Genomic DNA, 18,674 nt, shown 5'->3' with positions numbered 1-18,674 from the left:
ATGAGTGTATGTGAGTTTTTTCTTGCAATGTCGATCAGCTTTGGCGGGGCTTGTGAAGCTGTGCCTGCGCAATCGCGCGGGTTGCCACCAACTGATCCTGAGGTGTTTGAGTACAAACGTCCCCCGGCACCTAAACCGGTTGCACCTCCTGCGCCACTGCTGCCACGCATCATTATGGCTCCGCCGCTCATTATAGAAAAAGAAGTCAGTAGGGACGCACCACCAAGGACGATTATCAAAAATAAATATGTGACGATTGAGAGGATTGCCGAACCGCAAGACCTGAAAGATCCTGACCCGTTCGAGCTGGAGTTACAGGCTGCTCGTGCTGCACGGTTTGGCTCGCAAGGGTTCATAGGTGCGGGCGGTGTTAAAGCCAATGGGGCTGGTGCCAATGTTCCAGGTCTTGCTGGTGGTCTTGCAAAGACAGCGGGCATGAATGTGGCTTCAGCCGGGGCTGATGTTGCTGGGTCCCTCAAAGCGCCAGAGGGAATTGATCCAGAAAACAGCACCTACCGGGCGTCGGGGCGCATCTCTACCAGTGCCGTTGATAACAGCCGGATTGTTGCTGCCGATCGCTACATCACCGGCATCATGGAAACCGGCATTAACAGCCAGCTTGCTGATGAAGGTTCGGTTGTCATTCAGGTGAGCCGGGACGTGTTCGGGTATCACGGCTCCAATATTTTAGTTCCAAAGGGCAGCCGGATGATCTGTCGTTATGAGAGCGCCAAGAAGGTTGGTCAGACCCGGATTAGTTTTACGTGCGAGCGTATCTTGCTGGCTGAAAGCCGCGCCGAGATCTATCAGCTCAAGTCCAAAGTGGGCGATGCACAAGGGTATGGCGGCATGTCCGGGCATGTCGATAACCGGTGGTGGGAAAAATATGGCACGGCCATTACCACCGTTGCCATTGGTGCTGCTGTTGAATCGGCAGTCACGCTTTCCTCTTCCTATGGTTCAAAGAATTCCGACACAGTCTCTTCTGCGCTTTCGGGCATTTCAGAAAATGTGGGCGAACTGTCGGCTAAATTTTTGGAGGACACGGTGAATTTGCGCCCTGTCATCCGAATATCCCAGGGCACCAGAGTTCAGATCAGACCTGAAAACGACTGGTACCTGGCACCACCTACCCAGCAGTAATAAGGGTTTTTTAGATGCGGAATATTTTAAGACTTAGTGTGGTTGGGGCCATGTTGCTGACAAGTACAGCAGCAGGGTTTTCCCAAACAGCCCCGCCACCAACACCCACACAGCAAGCTGCACAAGCTGGCAAACAGAACACGAGCGCGGCGCAGGCCACCGCGGCGCTCAAAGAAAAACTGTTTGCCGTTTCTGTGAAGCAGAAAACGCCAATCTTTGAAGGTAAGGCCGTTGAGCTTGCCTTAAGGATCAAAAAAGCACCTGAGTTCACCACTGCGGTGAACAAAAACGAGGTGTCTGTAGCTGGTGTGAGCGCAGAGGGTTTCTCCCAATATGTCATGCATGATGGGAAGAAGATCGGGCAAGCTGTGCTCACACGCCTGACGAAAGGCGAACGCTTTGTTGAACTCAATGCGGAGAATTTTTCTTCCCAGTTTGATGTCAATGATGAAGCCATTAATCCAGAAGAAACGCTGGATGTATCGGGAAATGAGGAAGAGCTGATTGCAGCTTTAAAGAAGCTCAATTCAGATGAAGAGGCAGGCGAGGACAAAGACAAAGATAAAGAAGGCGAGCGAGAGAAGACCGAGGACGCCGAGCGTGATGAAAACGGTGGATCTGGAAATGGATCAGGCCCTTCAGGGGGCGGTGATAAGCCCGAGACAAATGGCTATGAAACTCCAGAACGTCGCGAGATTGATGACAAGGATGCACCTGAAGACGTGCCCGAAGAGGTTCGTCTTACAGGGGAAGGATGCACGCCGGTCATCGACCGCAATCAGAATCTGATCCTGATGCAGTCCAAAACCCAAACTCTCAAAAAGGGAGTGGTGGTTGAAGAAAGCGCCTGTTCCAACAACGGGGTTAATTTTGCAATTCAGCACAGCTCGGCTTCTTGCGACGACAAGATAGATCTGAGTGCAAAAATCGCCAAACCTCAATTTGTTGAGTACTACATCAATGACAAAGTGGAACGCATCCAGCTATCCGAATGTCAGCCAGATCCTGAAACCACGTTCTCAATTTCCGAACAAGACAGCTGCCCGCTAGATATCGATCTGGATAAAGGGGAAGCCTACGTTGAAACGTCACTGGTTTACACGGACGGTAACAACAATCTTCAGATCGTACGTACTTGTGAGCGCTCAGCTGAGGCTGATCCTATTCCGATGAGCCAGGTCGCAGACGGGTGTTCCATCCGTCATGATTTTGCAAATTCCCTTTCAACTGAAATGGCTATGTGGACTTATGAGCGGGAGGGTCAGTACTTCCAGGCCTCGCCGTGCAGCACGACAGAAAACACTTATCCGCATGAGCAGGTGTTTAAGCAGAACGGCGTTGAAGTGTGCCAGATCATGGTGGATCTGAGTGGGCGCAGGGCAATCCCGCAATACCGGACGCAAATCACCGTCAATGGTTCATCGCAGTACATTGATCAATGTACACCAGATTCATCCGCGTCCATTGATATCAAATCCACGAGTGAGGGGTGTCTCAATCCAGCAGAGTTTAATCACGATATCACAGCGGGTGTCTCGTACGGACTTGAGCGGTTTTACTATGAAAACCCAAGCCGGGTCTATGTAAGTGCCTGCCAGCAGGGCGGCACAAGCTACGTTCACAATGTGGATGTGTCCTCATGGAAGTACAATGATGAGGAGCTGAAGGCGCAGCCTTTGTCGAGCGTCACTATCAATGTGTCTGGGCAGACCTATCCGATTGCCACCAATATGCTTTTGCCCGGTGCCCCGGAGGTAGCCTACAGTGAGGAAGACATTGAAGAAACTCAGGATCTTGCAGGACGTTACTATGAGGGCTGCAACGCATTTATTCCGACAAAACGTAGTAAAGTCTTTGAGCGCCCGGATGGAACACGTCATGCCGTTGCAATCGGTGCAGGCACGCCGATTGATGAAGGTGATCAATGTGTCCGTGAAACGGAAACCATTGAGCGATGGTACGAGGCGCTCGTTACACGTAACGATAATACGGCACGATCATCCGTGGAAGATGCGAATGGGAAGGTCATTAATTATCCAGGAGGAGATGGGTACGATTCATACCATGAAAATGGTCCATATGCCGCTGCGAGCGTAAAGCACGCCAATAGAAATACTTATTGCGAAAAAGCGATCATCACAGTTCTAAATAGAACTGAGATAGTACAGCGGATGATTATTACAAATCCCAACAAGACAGTTACTTACACAGAATGGGTTAGTCTGGATAAAAAAGCGAAACAAACTTCTAAATCGGTGATGAATTCATACTTTGGTTGTTGAATATATTTGACAAAAGCTGGCGCGGGGAGCTGCGTCAGTGCTTCGTGAATTCGTAAAATAACGACAAATCAAACAGTTGATAGGTGTTCAGACCGTACCCCGTCTGAGCAAACGGGTAAGCTATGTCTAATGTACTCATAATGAAGCTTATGGAACCTTTATCACAAATCTACTGTGATCCTGACGTGGTGGAGCTGCGCCAGATGCGGCCTGACAAGCTTGTACTGGAGCATCGCAAAGCTGATTTGTTGGAGCTTGATGCGCCAGGTATTGGGTTCAATCAGATCCGGCGGATGTGTCAGGCGCTTGCCAACTACAACGGATTGAAGTTTTCCGAAGACAAACATCCCAAGCTTTCTGTGACATTACCTGAACGCCACCGCTTTGAGTGTCTGGTTGGACCAAGCACGCGCACCGGCCTGTCCATGGCAGTGCGCTGCAAGCATCCCTATGAGGTCAAATTCGAGGACATGGGGCTTCGCCAAAAGATGATCGATTACATCAGTGAGGCCATGAGCAAGCGCTGGAATATCGCGATATCCGGCTCCACCAACACAGGCAAAACCACCCTTTTGAACAAACTGCTTGGTATGCTGCCCGCCCATGAGCGTGTGGTTTCTTGTGAGGATACGCCAGAGCTTGAGATTGAGCGCTTCTGGAATGGATCAGCCCTGTTTGCAGCACGTGATTCCTCGCAAGGAGCTGGCCTGCAAACATGGCCTCAGCTGTTCGATCACAAGATGCGTATCTCACCAGACCGCATCATCTTCTCCGAAATCTCCGTTCAAAATGCCTACTCAGCTTTGAACGTGCTCAACACCGGGGCAAAGGGCTGGATGTGCACCATTCATGCCGATAGCGCCCAGAAGGTCGTGGACCGGTTTCAGTCCAATATCGATATGTCTGGCGGGGTAACAACCCCCATACGCGGCTACTTCAATTCGCTGGTGGATGTGATTTTTCACATCACCCGCTTTGAGCGCGGTGTGCGCCATATCACCGACATTTATGAGGTCAAAAACGACCGCTTCATCCTCAAAGACGGGAAACTTCAGTGATGCATATCTTTCCTCGAATTGTCGCGCTGATTTCCATTTTTGCCTTTATAGCCGTCACGCTTGCCGGTTGGTATTACACGCTGGAATTTGACCCCACCAACATGGAGTGGTGGAAATGGCTTTATGCGTATTACAAACAGACCAATGAACTCCCAAACACCATCCTGATCCCGTTTGGTGGTGGGTTTGTTGCCATGATTTTAGTCATGATCGCTGGCCGGATCGTCATGGAAAAGGCCACCAGCTCCACCGTGTCTGGAGGTCGTGATTCAGAATCTTTGCACGGCACGGCTCGGTTTGCCAAACGTAAGGAGGTCGAGAAAATGGGCCTGCTACGCGACAAGGGCGTTGTCGTTGGTGGGTTTGAGGAGAAAAACGGCTCTACATCGGTGTTGCGCCATAACGGGCCAGAGCATGTGTTTGCCTTTGCTCCTACCCGGTCCGGTAAGGGTGTGGGTGTGGTGGTGCCAACACTTCTGACCTGGCCGGGCAGCACCATCGTGCTTGATATTAAGGGCGAGAACTACGCCAAAACGTCCGGCTGGCGTGCCTCGCAAGGCCAGAACGTGTTTTATTTCGAACCGACTGCAATGGAGGGATCAGCTCGTTACAACCCACTAGGTGAGGTCCGTATCGACACCGACTTTCAGGTTGGTGATTGCATGAACGTTGCCAAGATGATTGTGGATACCTCGGGCAAGGGTCTTAAAGACTTTTGGGAACAAGAAGGGTTCTCGTGGCTGTCGACCGCAATTTTGCATGTGCTTTACCGTATCCGCAATGAGGAAGAACGCACGGCCAGTCTGGGCGATGTGCTTCATTTCCTCTCAGTGGGGGATGATGAAGCTGCCGGTGAAGCCTCCGATAAGCTCGATGCGCTGGTAAAAGCCAAAGGCAAAAAAGACGAAGACGGTTTTGAAAAGTTGCTGCTCGACATGGAAAGTTATGAGCACAACAATAAGGGCGCGAACACAGAAGTGCGACGCGGGGCATCACGGATGCGTAAACGCTCTAGCAATGAGCGTTCCGGTGTGTCGTCAACGGCCACGGCACAGCTTGCCATTTTTGCAGATCCCATCATTGCCCGGAACACCTCTGCTTGTGATTTTACCATTGATGATCTGATGAATGCAGACCAGCCGACCAACGTTTATCTGGTCCTGTCACCTGCCGAGATTGGGCGCATGAAAGCGCTTATTCGCATCATCTTGAACCAGATGCTCACCCGTCTGACTTCCAAAATGTCGCATGTTGAAGGCGAGACCCTTTACAAGCACCGTATGCTTTTGATGCTCGATGAGTTCCCCCAGCTTGGCAAGCTGGATATCTTCGAAAGCTCGCTGGCCTTCATGGCTGGTTACGGTCTCAAGGCCTTCCTGATCGCGCAGGATATTACCCAGCTTCAAAGTGCGTACACCCGCGAAGAAAGCATTATTTCCAACTGCCATATTCGCATTGCCTACGCCCCCAACAAGATTGAAACCGCCAAGGTTCTTTCTGACATGGCGGGCAAAACAACGGTCGTGCAGCGCAAACGTTCAGTTTCCAAAAACCTTGATCGTGCCTCTTCCACTGTATCAGAGAGTATTTCTGAAGTGGCACGGCCGTTGATGACACCAGACGAATGCATGCTGCTGCCAAAACTTGAAACTGATGCCAACGATAAAGTTACAGGCCCCGGCAAGATGCTGATTTTTGCTGCAGGCGAGCCGACAATCTACGGCCAGCAATACTTGTATTTCCAGGATGAGGAGCTGAATGCACGCTCTAAGTTCAAGCCTTCTGGAAACATCAAGAATGGTGCGCCGGTGGGTGCTGCGCGGGCCATTGGGTCAAAGCCTCCCAAGCACAGTACACCCGCCCAGAATGTGTCTGCAAAACCTGAAAATGATCAAGTGAACGATGGCGTTGAATCTCAAGGACCATCTGTAAGCGATCCCATTTTTGATCGGCTCTTGAAAGCAAGCGGCAGCGCAGTCTCTCAGACCGGATCATGATTTTATTTTCCATTTCTTCGCCATTTAAAACCGGGAGATCCTGCCATGCAAAACTTAGAAAATAAACATGAGGTGCAGCCTACAAAAGAAGCACCCTTGCCGACCTCAGGCATTTTCAGTGACCCTATCAGTGATAATCGGGAGTTTTTCGTAGACTTTGATATCCCCCAGAAGCCAGGCCACAGCGTTTCCATTGATGCACATCCCGATGATGAGCAGGTCTGGGCGCATTATAGCGCGCCGGATGCTAAGGACTACCGGTCTCGTTCCATTGATAAAAGCTGGTTCGTTAATGCTGGAGACAAGCTCTACTACAACGCAAAAGAAGATGCTCTTGTTGAGTACAGCAAGGGAGACAACCCAGCGGTGATGGAGCGCCATTCTGTCAGCTTCAATCTCGTTGAACAGCAGAGCGAAGTGGCAGTAGGTGTTGGTCTGTCTAAGGGTGATACTCTCGTTTATGATAAGGCGGCACGCAGAAAAAGCCGTGAACGCACCTATCTGGCCGTTCCTTACGCTGAGCGAGATCAGGCCAAAGAGCTTGGAGCCAAGTGGGACCGCAAAACCAAGAGCTGGTTTGCCCCGAGCGCTAAAGTCGTGCAGGCCACCAGAAAATGGTCGGTGGAAGGTAAAGCCCCCAAAGCAGAGCAGAGCCGGGAGCCGCAGCAGGAATTCAGCGATTGGGTCAAGGCCAGGGGGATGGACCTGAAGGGTTTGGCAACCATGGACGGTAAATGGCACCGTATTGCTATTGTTGGAGAGAGGGAAAAGAACGCCTCCTATCGCGGTTTCCTTGAGGGCGGCGTTCCAAACGGGATGCTCAACAATTTTAAAGGCGAGCAGGATAAGTGGGTTTTTACCGGACAGCAGCTTTCCAAGGATGAGATCACCCGCGCGATTGAAGCTGGACAACAGGCCAAAAAAGAGCGGGCTGAAGAGCTGAAACAAGAACAGCAGGCCACCGCGAAAAGAGCCTATGGGATCTGGGCCAATCTGAAAGACTGGGCCAAGCCGTCAAACTGCGAGTACTTGAAACGAAAAAACGTCCTTGGCTATGGGGTCAAACTCGACAAAGACGGCCGCATGGTCGTGCCGCTGCGCGATACAGATTTCAAGATCCATTCCCTGCAGTTTGTGGGCGAGGAAAAACATTACCTCAAACATGGCCGCAAAGAAGGCCTGTTCCATGCAATTGACCCAAAGCGCTACCTCAATGACGAGCGCGAGCCCACAAAGGAAGACACGCTTGTCTTCACAGAGGGCTATGCGACCGGCGGGTCGGTTCACAAGTTGGTGGGTAAGCCAATCATTGTGACCTTCGATGGTGACAATCTGGTCAAGGTTGCCAAGGCCATGCGTGAGAAATTCCCTGATGTGACCATGCTGTTTGCAGCTGATGATGATCATCACTTGCCGAAGCGAGAAACCCCTTTGCCCAACAAGGGGATGGAAAAGGCGGTTGAAGCAGCAAGAGCTGTTGGCGGCTATGTGGTTGCCCCTCCCTTTACCAAAGCTGAAAAAACCAAAGGTCTGACGGACTGGAATGATCTGTGTCAGGAGCGCGGCCAGGACAAGACAACTTACCAGTTCATCACACAGGCGCGGGCGGCGCTGAGCAAAAACAATGAGCGTGAGCTTCAAAATGAGGCGACAAAATCTCCAAAAAAAGAACAAGAAATGGAGATGGCGTAATGAAGACTGGCAAGAAAAAAATTGAGATCGGCAGAGGAAACAGAGAGAGCACGGCTGCGTTTAACATCTACCTGCCGAAGTCTGTGATTGCAGATATCAAGGAGCGAGCCGACAAAATGAAGTGGAGATACGGCCACTACGTGGCCTACGTTTATGAAAACGTCTCTCATCCAGATCCCTCAAAAATGACCGCCATTGATGAGCTGAAAAAGATCAATCACGACCAGGCGCGGCTTGGGAACCTGTTGAACTCCGGGTTGGCTGATGCTGCGACAAAAGCCAATCATGAGGAGATGGAAAAGCTGCTGCGGGATATTCGCGATACGCAGGCCGCTTTGAAAGCAAAAGTACGAGCGCTCTGACCCATGATTGCACACAAGGTAGGCCGCAAGTCCGGCGCAAATTCATTCAAGGCTCTGGCGCGTTATGTGGCAGGCGCGCGCGAAGACAATGAAAAGCTAGGGGATCTTTGGATTGAAAATTGTGAGCTGGCAAGCACCAAGGAAGATCTGGACCTTGCCATTGTCGAGATTGAAAACACGCAAGGGCACAACACCCGCGTGAAGGGCGACCGCTCCTATCATCTGGTGATCTCGTTTGCTGAAGGGGAAGTGCCCGAGCTGGAGGTATTGAGGGACATTGAAAAGTCCTTTGCCAAGGCGCTTGGGTTTGAAGAGCATGAACGCATTATCGGCACCCATACCAACACGGACAATTACCACATGCACGTGGCGATCAACCGGATCCACCCGGAAACCTACAAAGTTCATACGCCTTATTATGATTTTGATGCGCTGGAGAAAACCCGGCTTGAGATGGAGCTGAAATACGGACTGACCCGGACCAATGCCAAGGGCGAAGCGCTGGACAAAGCAAACCCCAAAGCGCGGGACTATGAGGCCAACACGTATGAGGTGTCCTTCTCCACCTATGTGAAGGATTACAAGGACGAGCTGTTGAAGATCAGGCAGACTTCCAAGACGTGGCCCGAATTCCATGAGGGCATTGCAGCCTATTCGCTTGAGCTCAAAAAGCGGGGCAACGGCTTTGTGTTTAAGGAACTGGACGGGCCGCGCATGGAAAAAGCCAGCACGGTTCATCGCGACTTTTCAAAGAAATCCATGGAAGACAAGTTTGGTCCCTATCAGGCCCCAACCAAAGAGCTTGATCCATCCAAGCGCAAAGATCGTTATGAGCGCAGACCGCTGAAAGAGCGTCACAAAAACACAGAGTTGTGGGGCAGTTACAAGAAGCAACTGGGCAAGAAGAAGGGCAAACACAGCTGGCGCTCTTTCCTGAACGCCCATGTGCAACTCAACCATGCAGCCGTTGAAATGCTCAAGGGAGAGGAGGCCATGCTGTCCCTGATGGGACTTGGGTCAAGACGACAACCAAAGCAGCTGAAGGAGCGTTTGAAACGTCAGGGGCAACGAGACAAAACAACACAAAAGAGCAAGACCACAGGCCGGGACAGATAGGCAGAAAAGCGCCCTGCCCGTTTTGCTGGTGGTGCTAGCAGCAAGACAAACAGGGCGCAGAGCGGACGTTCAGGACACCGCGTCTTAGTGTTTACGGAAGCGGGCAATGAGATCGATTGAGGGAGGACCATTGAATTGAGGGCGATAATCGGAACGCAATTGCAAATTGTTATGGCGCAGTTCTGTGGGCGGATGGGAGGCCATGTAATGGGCCATGATGTTGGTTCCCTCTCGTTCATCACCAATGCTGCCAAAGACCTGACACATGCAGTCTTTGCCAAGCAGCTTTTGAGAAAACTCATCGGCGCGGTATTCAGCCATGCGAGACGTCAGGTCCGGGATGCGGTTCCCCAGACCAATAATCAAGCTGCATGGATAGAAGAAGAACATCACGGCCAGATTGAGGATAGGAACGCGGATAAACAGATTTGCAAAAAACAACAGCACATTGAACGGCGTGAAGATTGCAGAAGAGATTATCGCGTGTTTTGTATCCCAATACCGCAAATGTGCGATCTCGTGAGCAATCAGGCCCGCCAGCTCTTCAAGTCCGCGCTTGCGGAATTTGGTGTCGTAAAGCGCGCCCCTATGGATGGCAATCCGGTTGCGGCCATAGGCTGTGGCATTGTAGCCCTTGTCGTCAACCACACGCCAGACAATGCGCGGCAGCTTGATGTTCTTAGCATCGGCGCTGTGTTGAAGGTACGCGAAGGCAGCTTCAATCTGGTCCAGTTCGCGCTGCGAGGCGCATCGTGCGCCCAGCCTGATATCGCTGAAAAATTCAGAAACCCCCGGTATCAAAAACAGGATCAGAATGAGCGTGATCTGAACGCAAAGAACGAACAGCTCGTTCACGTGGGGGACTGCGAACGGGAGCAAGGCATAATTATTGATGACGGAAGTAACGGGGATCATCGCATAAAACAATATGAAGAAGGCAGGCGCGAAAATAACGGCCCACGAGATAAACCAACTCAAATCAATAGCTATGTGTCTGAAAATATTGCGCATTTGAACCATTCTCCATTGGCTCTATTCTACAAAAACCTGAGGTTGTACTCAATCAACTTCGCCCGTGTTCTTACTTTGTTCACAACTAACTCAAGTCTAGTTAATGCAAGTAAGTAAGGGTTACGATTATCAATAATGTGAGAGATGAAGAGCTTGAAGTATTCGTCATGACACGAAAAGAGCCACTTAGGAGCCTCATGGGATTTTACAAAAGATCCATGACTAAATGACCGAATTACGGCGCTAACATGTGCGTAACATACAAAGTGATTAGGTTTCTACTTTTGGAATGGCAGGGAGATTTGTACTATTTGAATGAAATTTAAATCAGCTGAAACAGCCCTCTAACGTGATCTGAAGATCGCTAGAGCGGCCAGATGTTTCTATCAAGGATGAGAGCAATCGGGGCACTGCCCCTTAAAAAAGAAAACCCTGGAAGCCAGAGGCCACCAGGGGAGAACAACATAGAATTCAAGATTAGCACCTGAATTTCTATGTTGTCCTCCCCAAAATTGCAAGAGTGAAGACCGCATTATTTTTTGCGAACGGGATTGATCACTCTGAATTTGGCTCAAAGCTTCCGGTTTAGACGGAATTTTTGGAATGCAGATTGATACTTTTATGCCTGAACAACCAGCAAGACTGTTCGGGATTGGCAACACATCGCGCCAGCAAAATGAATGTGCTGAAGCGGCAGCAAAAACCTTTAACGGATTGCGGGAGGGCGTGAGCCGCTGGGAGCCTCTGTCTCTTGTAAAGCGCTTGCAAAGCGAGGTGGGCCTAACTGCCACGCATGTTGCACACCTTGAGTTTCTGGTGGGCTACACCCGCGATCAGGATTGGAGCTATGGCAGTAATCCGATTGTCTACCTGACCGTCAGTGCGACCGCCAACAAGCGCGGCATCTCAGAGCGACAGGTTTTAAATATAGAACGCGCCTTGAACCGGGTTGGCTTGGTGTGCTGGCATGACAGCGGCAACCAACGTCGCTACGGCCACCGATCTAAGACCGGTGAGCTGAAGGAAGCCTATGGCGTGAATCTGGCGCCGCTGGCCGCCCTCTATGACCGTCTTCTAGGCTTGGTTGAAGAGCAGGAGCAACGGGCGCGGGTCTGGAAGCAGGAAAAGGCAGCGGTGCTGCTTTGCAAGCGTGTTTTGCGCGAACAGCTCACTTTGACCCCCGGCCATGCAAGTGCTGATCAGGCTATGGGCCTGCTGGCCTCGCTTCCAAGGCGCGTTGAAGCTCGGGTGACAATCACGCAACTGGTTCAGTGGAGCCAGCAGATGAAGAGCCTCATAGAACAGTTTGAAGAGAACTCTCAAGACGAAGGCGAAACTGGACCACTAGTAGGCGGAGTAGCTCAGTTTGAGCCGCTTGAAACAGAGCATCACAAAGACACGCAAAACAACATTGGCCGGAAGAATACTTCCGGCAGGTCGGAACTATATTTCCGACACATAAATACAAATAATACAAAACCAACACTTTCTAACGAAAGAAGTAATAGGCGGACATTGCCAACCGGCAATGACTTGAAGAAACCCCCGTCCGCTAAAGCGGTAATGGCTCTTGAGAAATATAAGCGTGAAAGCAAGGCTCATACTCGTCAACACCTGAATGCATTTGCGGACAGGTCCGATCAACCTCCCCTGCCCCAACTTGAACAGCCCTCACTACCAACGTCTTTCTTCGGTTCGGGCATCGAGCATATTACCCTCAAACAGGTTATGGCCTGCGCCAGCCCCATGCTGCGCGATATGATCCGCAATGCCTCAAAAACGGGTGGAGCCGACTGGTCTGCTGTCGTCGAGGCGGCAAAACTGGCGGCGGGTTATCTGGGGATCTCCGCTCCTGCCTGGCAGGACGCCCGCGACAGGTTGGGAGCAAGTGCGGCCGCAACAATTGTTGTGATTGCCGAGCGCAGAAGCACCGATCCGAAGACAACGATCAACTCATATGGTGGGTTTGTTCGCGGCTGTGTGGCCAAAGCTCAGGCTGGAGATCTGCATCTACACAAATCTGTTTTCGGACTGCTCAGCAAGGGAAACCTTGATGAATAGCAGTAAAAAAAAGTGGGGCGCTGCCCCCGATCGCTGTCAAGGACAAGGGAGCTATCGCTCCTCGGACCTCCCGCCTCCCCATCCTTCCTGTGTGAATTTCGCGCCGGCAGTTCCGGCCCGAAATTCACACAGGAAGGACACGACCTGCAACCGCTAATCGCTCCTGCAGGTCGGCCTGCGTGCAAGAGCACTTCGGTGGGAGAAACCCCACCAGAGGCCCGATCCTTGACAGCGCTCTCCCCCGTTTTGATGGCGGGAAAATGGAACGCGCAATGAGAGAAATCTCGCAAATTAACCCAAATCGAAATCCGATAAACCTCTGAAATGGAACCATTAATGAAAAAGCTATTTGTTATTATTGCCGCTACCATGATGCTGGCCGCGTGTCAGACAACATCTGTTGTGGTCTCATCAAAACAGCCGCCCCGTGTGGTGATGCAAAAGCCTCTTCCAGCAGCGAAAAAGGCTGTGATTGAAGAGTTCAAAAGCAGAGGCTTCAAAGTTACTCGCAGTGCCGGCACTACGGTTGTCGTGGAGCAGATCCTCACCCCAAACAACGATGAGCGAAAACAGCACGCGTCCTACAGTGATGGTGTTCCTCGTGCCCGAGCCGTCCTGCGGTTCAGCAACGTTGATGGCGGGACAAAGATCACAAGTTCCTACGACATGATCATCAATCCGGGCAAAGCCAATCAGGAAAAAGTGACGTTGCTGGACAGCCCTGATGGTGCGCGGCTGCAGGGACTTCTGGAAAGCATCAAGTAACCAATCGAAGTCTGACTACGGGTGGATACAACGCCCTTAATCAAAGAGTATAAAACCTATGTCATTTTACAAAAAAATCACTGAAATACCTAGCAATTCTCAGTCTCTTCGGTGCCTTGTCCGCGTGTGTTGTTCCAGAACAATATGAAGCGGAGCTCTCAATTTATGGAGATCAGCTTTCAGTAGAATTCGAAGGAACGCTAAAGGAGCTGGTCAGTGTCATGAGTAGCGGTGGACGCCCCATCGCACCGGATGATCCTCAACTCCAAGAGCTTCTGTCGGATCTGGCCGCTGATTTTGAAAAGCAACCAGGCTATACATCTGTCCAGATCACTGACAACAACCGTATTTATGTGAAATTGAGTGACACTCGGGAAATTTCGGATATTGGCTATATCTATGGCCTTCCTGCCACGCAAAGACCGAAATCTAAAGACAACTTTCTACGCATACAACATCTGAGTGACGGTGAGATCTTGATTACGTCCTCCAAATTTAAGGCCAAGGACTTAGCCGCGCTGTTGGGATCAGATTACGATCCAGACGGTGTTATTTCAATTTCGACTGACCATGAAGTTCTGGAACATAATGCAGATGAGACGCCTGGATTGTTCTCAAATGCCTACGTTTGGAATATTGCTTCAGAAGATGCCTTGCTGAAAGGTGTCAAAATGCGATTGAAAATGAACTGAGTTGATTGATAGAGAACATTGCAGCGTCACACAGACATGGCTGGTGATGCTGCAATGTCATTGTAGGACCTAATACAAGCCGGGGCTGGACAATGTGCAGCAAAGCCGGAGATTGGTTTGCCTTTAGAGCGCAGGCTTTTTGTATTTGAGCGAGAAGACCACACGGATGAAAAAACACACCCCGCTAAGCGGCGAGCAAAAGTATCAGGCCTTCGTGGACCTGATGCGAGCTGATACGACTGACCAAGAGGTCGCAGAGCGGTATTTTATAACCGTAAACCAGCTGCAGTTTCTCTCAAAGGAGTTGAAGAAGGTGCTGCGCGAACACCTCAACGTTTCTTCCCAAAAAGCAGTCATTGCCCCAAAGTTTTCCGACCTGGACTGTGATGTGTGGGAGGACTTTCGTAAGGGAGAGTTGCCGGAAGAAGAGATTGACAAGCAGGCCAAACGGCAATGGAAAGCTGCGTTAAAGTCAGGGCGCCTTTCTACTGACAGTTCTAAAGCCAACTTTGCCGATGACTGGATCTTGATTGAAGTGGAAGATAACGGTGCTGGCGTGTTTGAGCACAAGGACAATGGTGACCACTTGCCACGTAGCAAAAAAGAGGCCGAGCGCTACGTGGTAGGTCCTACCGGCTCATAGCTCCAATGGTCGCATAGCTCCAATGGTCGCATAGCTGCACCACAGGCCATCTCAAAGAACGTATGAGGTTCGAATCTGCCCCTTTCGTTCTCCCAAGGGGCTCACAAAATAAGTGAATATCCTTTTGAACATGGTCCTCATTAGGGATATCTTTTTCGGACATGCCAACGTTCTCTGTCTGTCATACCGTACGATTTCTGACAGATCTTGTTCTTGCCCAAGTTGGTATGAGCTCACCTTGCAGGTGAATATTGTTGTCCTGCCATCCATCCTTTGGCCATTTCTGTCGATGAATTCGCCACGGAACGCTCATCTTTGTTTCAGATTTCGGCAAAAAATCAATTTGGTCTCCGCTTTTTTGTGAGCGGAGACTGCATGCGTGAATTCATCTATGTGATGTGCAACTCGCATAGCAGCAGAAATCCACGTTTCTATCCGTTGTGGGAAGATCCAGTTATTAATATTTGAAATTTTCGTTGAAGTTTAAACGTCTTATTGCCATGTAAAATAGGTATTTAAATTTATGAAAATTCTAATAAAAAGTATTAATTAGCATAAATAATGCTTAAATATATTCATTTGACTCTAGGTTTATGAATATATATTTCATATTAATCAATTGTTTAATATTAATATATCCCATTACTGTGTTAAGATTACTTCATATCGATGTCTTCTTTGAAGTGCTCTGGCCGTAGTTATGGTGAAATTAGTTTGGTTAAGCTGGTTCTATGAAATTGCTACGAAACGTTACTCTTGCTGCAGTTGTTATGATGCAAACGAATTCTGCTTTCGCGGATGTTACCTCCGGCATTAAAATGCTTGAAGCTGGTAATGTTAAAGGTTCTGTTGAGGTGTTTCAGCAAGCTTATGACGAAGGTGATGCGGATGGAGCATTTTACATCGGCCGCCTATTTGAGCTCGGTCTTGGAACAGACAAAGATATGGTTCGTGCGGCTCAGCTTTTTGGCGCTGCGGCCATAAAGGGAAGCGCCAAAGCGCAAAACAGACTTGGCCTTATGCACCTTAATGGCCAGTTTGTCCTGGAGGACTATGAGCGTGCGTTTGAGTTGATATGTAAAGCTGCGGAAACCGGCGATGCTGACGGCCAGTTTAATTGTGGCATGCTCTATAAGGATGGCAAGGGTGTTGCCGCAGACGAGGCAAAGGCCGTTGCTTATTGGCAAAAGGCAGCTGCTCAGGCCCACGTTGCATCAATCAACCTTCTCGCTCAAGCTTACAAAAATGGTGCTGGAGTTAACGCAGATGCAGAGCATGCAGCGAAGCTCTTTGCGAACACTGCCGCTGCCGGCAATCCACTGGCGTTATTTGAGCTGGCAAAAGCATATACCCACGGTGCAGGGGTCAAGAAAGATCCGGTTAAAGCTTATAGCTTCGCCAACCTAGCAGCGACACGCTCAATGGAAGGGGCAGCTGAGCTACGCGATGCATTGCGCGCGCAGTTGAGTGTTGAGCAGATTAAAGAAGCTCAAGCGTTCTCTCGGGGCTGGAAAGCCAAACCTGTGCAGTTTGTTCAGTAAATTATACTTCGGATTTTCAATGTCTCGCTTAGTTGTAGTTCCTCTGGCAATGCTGCTCATTGTCGGCCTGGCGTTTATTGTGCCTGGCCTGGTGATTGCCGGTTCCCAACCTGTTGCAGATACATTCGCTGATTGGCAAGTGGATTGCGGAACCCACCTTCAAGATGGCTCATCTCAATGCCTGTTGGTGCCAAACCGTGGCGCTAGCACCATAGAGACTGATCAATTTCAGCTTGTGATCGCTCCCGGGAAACCGCGAGGCACCAGCTATGCAGTGATGAGTGTTCCTAACGGTGTGTATCTTGCGCCCGGAATCCTGCTCACCGTTGATGCTCAGCGTCCTTTCAAGGTGCTTTACGAGGTGTGCAACTCATCTGGGTGCCATGCTGGTTTTAAGTTAACTTCCCAGGTTTTAAAGGCGCTTCGGCGCGGCAAACAAGCCAGCGTACGGGTGTGGTTACACAAAGGCCGCGTTGTTGATTTTCCGGTTTCTCTTTCTGGGTTCACAAAAGCGTATTCTCACTATCAAACGCAGGTTGTTCCCTAATGTCTTTTTTTGCTGCGTTTATGGGCTCTCGTTACCTCACGAAAAGGTTCTCTGCGCATCTCATCGTATGTGCTGGTGTCGTGTGTCTGCCTCAGCTTTCCATGGCTCAATCTCTCCCCCCTGCAGACCAGAACCGTTTGCAACGCTCGCTTCAACGCGAAGGTGCTGCTCAATCTCAGCAACTCCAAAATGATCGGCAGCAGGCTCGTGCGCGGCGAACGAATGCAGGCCGGATTGAAATGCCTGCTGATCTGCTTAGTGTGTCCGAAGGAGGGCCATGCTTTGATATCAAGCGGGTTGATGTCAGTGGGTTTGAGCGGTTCGGCAAAGTAGCTGATGCTCATAGTAACCTAATCGGTTCTTGTGCTACCCTTGCCGATATCGTGCGCTCCCTTAATGCGGTGAACGCGCATTATAAAGATCTGGGTTACATTACGACCCGTGCATATCTTCCCAAGCAAGATGTTTCAGATGGTACATTAAGTATCATCATCATTCCTGGCCTGATTGAGGGCTACATCTATGCCAATGGAAAGCAGGCGGATGCGCGTATAAAGGCTGCCTTTCACGGTAAGCGCGGTGACCTTCTAAACTTGCGCGATTTGGAACAGGGGCTTGAGGTCCTCAATGGCCCACGGTCCAGCAAGGCAAGTTTTAAGCTCATTCCAGGTGAACAGCCCGGCGGCTCATTTATCCAGATTACCCTTACAGAAACGCTGCCACTTCACGGTTCTTTGAAAATTGACAATACCGGCTTTGATAATACCGGAGCAACAAAAGCTTCCGCCAGCGTTGGTATTGATAATTTATTGAACCTCAGTGACCAGCTCAGCCTGCGTATCGGTGCCACACCGTTTGACGCGCGTGAGGAACGTTTTTCGGAGAGTTTCTCAGGACGTTTTTCGCTTCCCTATCAAAACTGGTTGTTCACTTTCGAAGGTGGAGCGAGCCGTTATTTCTTCCTGCTTGATGGGACGAACCAAAACTTCCCCGTAGAAGGACAATCACATTATCTGAGCCTGTCTATTGAGCGGTTGCTTTGGAGAAACAAGCTATCCAAGCATTATGCCTATGGCGGCATCAAAGTTAGTCGTAGTCGTTCCTACATTGATGACTTTGAAATTATGAGCCAACGCCGGCGCTTAAGCACTGGCTCTTTTGGGCTGCGCGGAGAAACAAAATTTGGAGCTGCGCAAGTTCAATGGGATGTGGGTGCCAAATTTGGCCTGAACGCGTTTGGGGCTCAGATCAGCGCAGAAAGCATTGTAGGCCCGCAGTTCCGGCTTATTCATGGCCGACTTGATGTTCAAAAGCCAATCTCCAATACACCGCTCACGTATTCAACGACCCTTTTTGCCCAGTATTCAAAGGACGTTCTGCCAGGAACGGAGCAGATGTCTATTGGCGGCTGGTCAACAGTGCGTGGATTTCATCAAGACAACATGTACGGCGATGTTGGGGCTTATTGGCGCAACAGCATTGAGTGGACTGCCATTGACCATGCGGACTTTCGTCTCAAGCTCACCGGCGGTGTTGATGCAGGCCTGATTAAACCATCTGAGCTGCGATCCTGGTCTCAAGATTATCTCATAGGCGCTCATTTTGGAGCCAAGGCAACGTTCGGGAAGAAGGTCACGCTCGATCTGCAACTCGCCCACGCCTTGTCACGTCCAGAGCGGAACCTACCCAATACAGTTTCAGCGTTTGAAGCTGACAAGACGGTCGGTTTTGCCAGTTTGAATTTTATATTTTAGCGATTTTGCT

Annotated in this window: 15 protein-coding genes; 14 read left to right on the top strand and 1 reads right to left on the bottom strand. The window is 50.2% G+C overall.

Annotated features, from left to right (window positions below; genetic code table 11):
- From BLS62_RS27030 to traI, 7 genes are all read left to right on the top strand, one after another.
- Positions 1–1,143 (top strand): TraB/TrbI/VirB10 family type IV secretion system protein, encoded by a 1,143-nt coding sequence (locus tag BLS62_RS27030; RefSeq protein WP_093189851.1) that lies wholly within the window; start codon positions 1–3, stop codon positions 1,141–1,143.
- Positions 1,144–1,193: 50 nt separating this feature from the next.
- The gene (locus BLS62_RS27025) at positions 1,194–3,425 is read left to right on the top strand and encodes a hypothetical protein (RefSeq protein ID WP_093189847.1); all 2,232 of its coding nucleotides are present in this window, start codon (positions 1,194–1,196) and stop codon (positions 3,423–3,425) included.
- Positions 3,426–3,547: 122 nt separating this feature from the next.
- Complete coding sequence (locus BLS62_RS27020; protein WP_093189844.1) at positions 3,548–4,483, top strand: CpaF/VirB11 family protein; 936 nt, start codon at positions 3,548–3,550, stop codon at positions 4,481–4,483.
- Entirely contained in the window at positions 4,483–6,480 is a 1,998-nt protein-coding gene (locus tag BLS62_RS27015) for a type IV secretory system conjugative DNA transfer family protein (protein ID WP_093189841.1), read from the top strand. The genes BLS62_RS27020 and BLS62_RS27015 overlap by 1 nt, the downstream gene beginning before the upstream one ends.
- A gap of 45 nt (positions 6,481–6,525) precedes the next feature.
- A complete protein-coding gene (locus BLS62_RS27010; protein ID WP_093189838.1) occupies positions 6,526–8,172 on the top strand; it encodes a DUF5710 domain-containing protein in 1,647 nt (548 codons plus the stop codon).
- Positions 8,172–8,534, top strand: coding sequence for a hypothetical protein (locus tag BLS62_RS27005; protein ID WP_093177696.1), 363 nt, complete (start codon positions 8,172–8,174; stop codon positions 8,532–8,534). The genes BLS62_RS27010 and BLS62_RS27005 overlap by 1 nt, the downstream gene beginning before the upstream one ends.
- Before the next feature lie 3 nt (positions 8,535–8,537).
- Complete coding sequence (traI, locus tag BLS62_RS27000) at positions 8,538–9,650, top strand: TraI/MobA(P) family conjugative relaxase (RefSeq protein ID WP_093189835.1); 1,113 nt, start codon at positions 8,538–8,540, stop codon at positions 9,648–9,650.
- A gap of 84 nt (positions 9,651–9,734) precedes the next feature.
- On the opposite strand, the gene BLS62_RS26995 is transcribed toward traI, so the two are convergent.
- Positions 9,735–10,661: a M48 family metalloprotease gene (locus BLS62_RS26995; protein ID WP_159436587.1), complete on the bottom strand. Its 927-nt coding sequence runs from the start codon at positions 10,659–10,661 to the stop codon at positions 9,735–9,737.
- 621 nt (positions 10,662–11,282) lie between these two features.
- Between BLS62_RS26995 and repC the strand changes: the two genes are divergently transcribed.
- The 7 genes from repC (at position 11,283) to BLS62_RS26960 (ending at position 18,664) form a co-directional block, all read left to right on the top strand.
- Positions 11,283–12,722, top strand: a complete 1,440-nt coding sequence (repC, locus tag BLS62_RS26990; RefSeq protein ID WP_159436586.1) for a plasmid replication protein RepC — start codon at positions 11,283–11,285, stop codon at positions 12,720–12,722.
- Positions 12,723–13,058: 336 nt separating this feature from the next.
- Positions 13,059–13,487: a putative periplasmic lipoprotein gene (locus BLS62_RS26985; protein ID WP_093189829.1), complete on the top strand. Its 429-nt coding sequence runs from the start codon at positions 13,059–13,061 to the stop codon at positions 13,485–13,487.
- A 221-nt stretch (positions 13,488–13,708) separates the two neighbouring features.
- Positions 13,709–14,179: a hypothetical protein gene (locus tag BLS62_RS26980; protein WP_143521613.1), complete on the top strand. Its 471-nt coding sequence runs from the start codon at positions 13,709–13,711 to the stop codon at positions 14,177–14,179.
- A 166-nt stretch (positions 14,180–14,345) separates the two neighbouring features.
- Positions 14,346–14,822: a hypothetical protein gene (locus BLS62_RS26975; RefSeq protein WP_093189823.1), complete on the top strand. Its 477-nt coding sequence runs from the start codon at positions 14,346–14,348 to the stop codon at positions 14,820–14,822.
- A gap of 731 nt (positions 14,823–15,553) precedes the next feature.
- A complete protein-coding gene (locus tag BLS62_RS26970; protein ID WP_093189820.1) occupies positions 15,554–16,363 on the top strand; it encodes a tetratricopeptide repeat protein in 810 nt (269 codons plus the stop codon).
- Positions 16,364–16,382: 19 nt separating this feature from the next.
- The gene (locus BLS62_RS26965) at positions 16,383–16,910 is read left to right on the top strand and encodes an invasion associated locus B family protein (RefSeq protein WP_208991266.1); all 528 of its coding nucleotides are present in this window, start codon (positions 16,383–16,385) and stop codon (positions 16,908–16,910) included.
- A complete protein-coding gene (locus BLS62_RS26960; RefSeq protein WP_093189817.1) occupies positions 16,910–18,664 on the top strand; it encodes a ShlB/FhaC/HecB family hemolysin secretion/activation protein in 1,755 nt (584 codons plus the stop codon). The genes BLS62_RS26965 and BLS62_RS26960 overlap by 1 nt, the downstream gene beginning before the upstream one ends.
- Positions 18,665–18,674 lie beyond the last annotated feature (10 nt).

This window comes from Pseudovibrio sp. Tun.PSC04-5.I4 (assembly GCF_900104145.1).
Lineage (GTDB): Bacteria > Pseudomonadota > Alphaproteobacteria > Rhizobiales > Stappiaceae > Pseudovibrio.
Note: the sequence above shows the minus strand (reverse complement) of the source record. Positions and strands in the feature narration are given on the sequence as shown.

What these genes read in the sequence shown, in the direction of transcription:
- BLS62_RS26995 (WP_159436587.1), bottom strand. Translation starts at nt 10,661, where the DNA reads ATGCGCAATATTTTCAGACACATAGCTATTGATTTGAGTTGGTTTATC.
- BLS62_RS27005 (WP_093177696.1), top strand. Translation starts at nt 8,172, where the DNA reads ATGAAGACTGGCAAGAAAAAAATTGAGATCGGCAGAGGAAACAGAGAG.
- BLS62_RS26960 (WP_093189817.1), top strand. Translation starts at nt 16,910, where the DNA reads ATGTCTTTTTTTGCTGCGTTTATGGGCTCTCGTTACCTCACGAAAAGG.
- BLS62_RS27020 (WP_093189844.1), top strand. Translation starts at nt 3,548, where the DNA reads ATGTCTAATGTACTCATAATGAAGCTTATGGAACCTTTATCACAAATC.
- BLS62_RS26970 (WP_093189820.1), top strand. Translation starts at nt 15,554, where the DNA reads ATGAAATTGCTACGAAACGTTACTCTTGCTGCAGTTGTTATGATGCAA.
- BLS62_RS26985 (WP_093189829.1), top strand. Translation starts at nt 13,059, where the DNA reads ATGAAAAAGCTATTTGTTATTATTGCCGCTACCATGATGCTGGCCGCG.
- BLS62_RS26980 (WP_143521613.1), top strand. Translation starts at nt 13,709, where the DNA reads ATGAGTAGCGGTGGACGCCCCATCGCACCGGATGATCCTCAACTCCAA.
- BLS62_RS27010 (WP_093189838.1), top strand. Translation starts at nt 6,526, where the DNA reads ATGCAAAACTTAGAAAATAAACATGAGGTGCAGCCTACAAAAGAAGCA.
- BLS62_RS26965 (WP_208991266.1), top strand. Translation starts at nt 16,383, where the DNA reads ATGTCTCGCTTAGTTGTAGTTCCTCTGGCAATGCTGCTCATTGTCGGC.
- BLS62_RS27025 (WP_093189847.1), top strand. Translation starts at nt 1,194, where the DNA reads ATGTTGCTGACAAGTACAGCAGCAGGGTTTTCCCAAACAGCCCCGCCA.
- traI (WP_093189835.1), top strand. Translation starts at nt 8,538, where the DNA reads ATGATTGCACACAAGGTAGGCCGCAAGTCCGGCGCAAATTCATTCAAG.
- BLS62_RS27030 (WP_093189851.1), top strand. Translation starts at nt 1, where the DNA reads ATGAGTGTATGTGAGTTTTTTCTTGCAATGTCGATCAGCTTTGGCGGG.
- BLS62_RS27015 (WP_093189841.1), top strand. Translation starts at nt 4,483, where the DNA reads ATGCATATCTTTCCTCGAATTGTCGCGCTGATTTCCATTTTTGCCTTT.
- BLS62_RS26975 (WP_093189823.1), top strand. Translation starts at nt 14,346, where the DNA reads ATGAAAAAACACACCCCGCTAAGCGGCGAGCAAAAGTATCAGGCCTTC.
- repC (WP_159436586.1), top strand. Translation starts at nt 11,283, where the DNA reads ATGCCTGAACAACCAGCAAGACTGTTCGGGATTGGCAACACATCGCGC.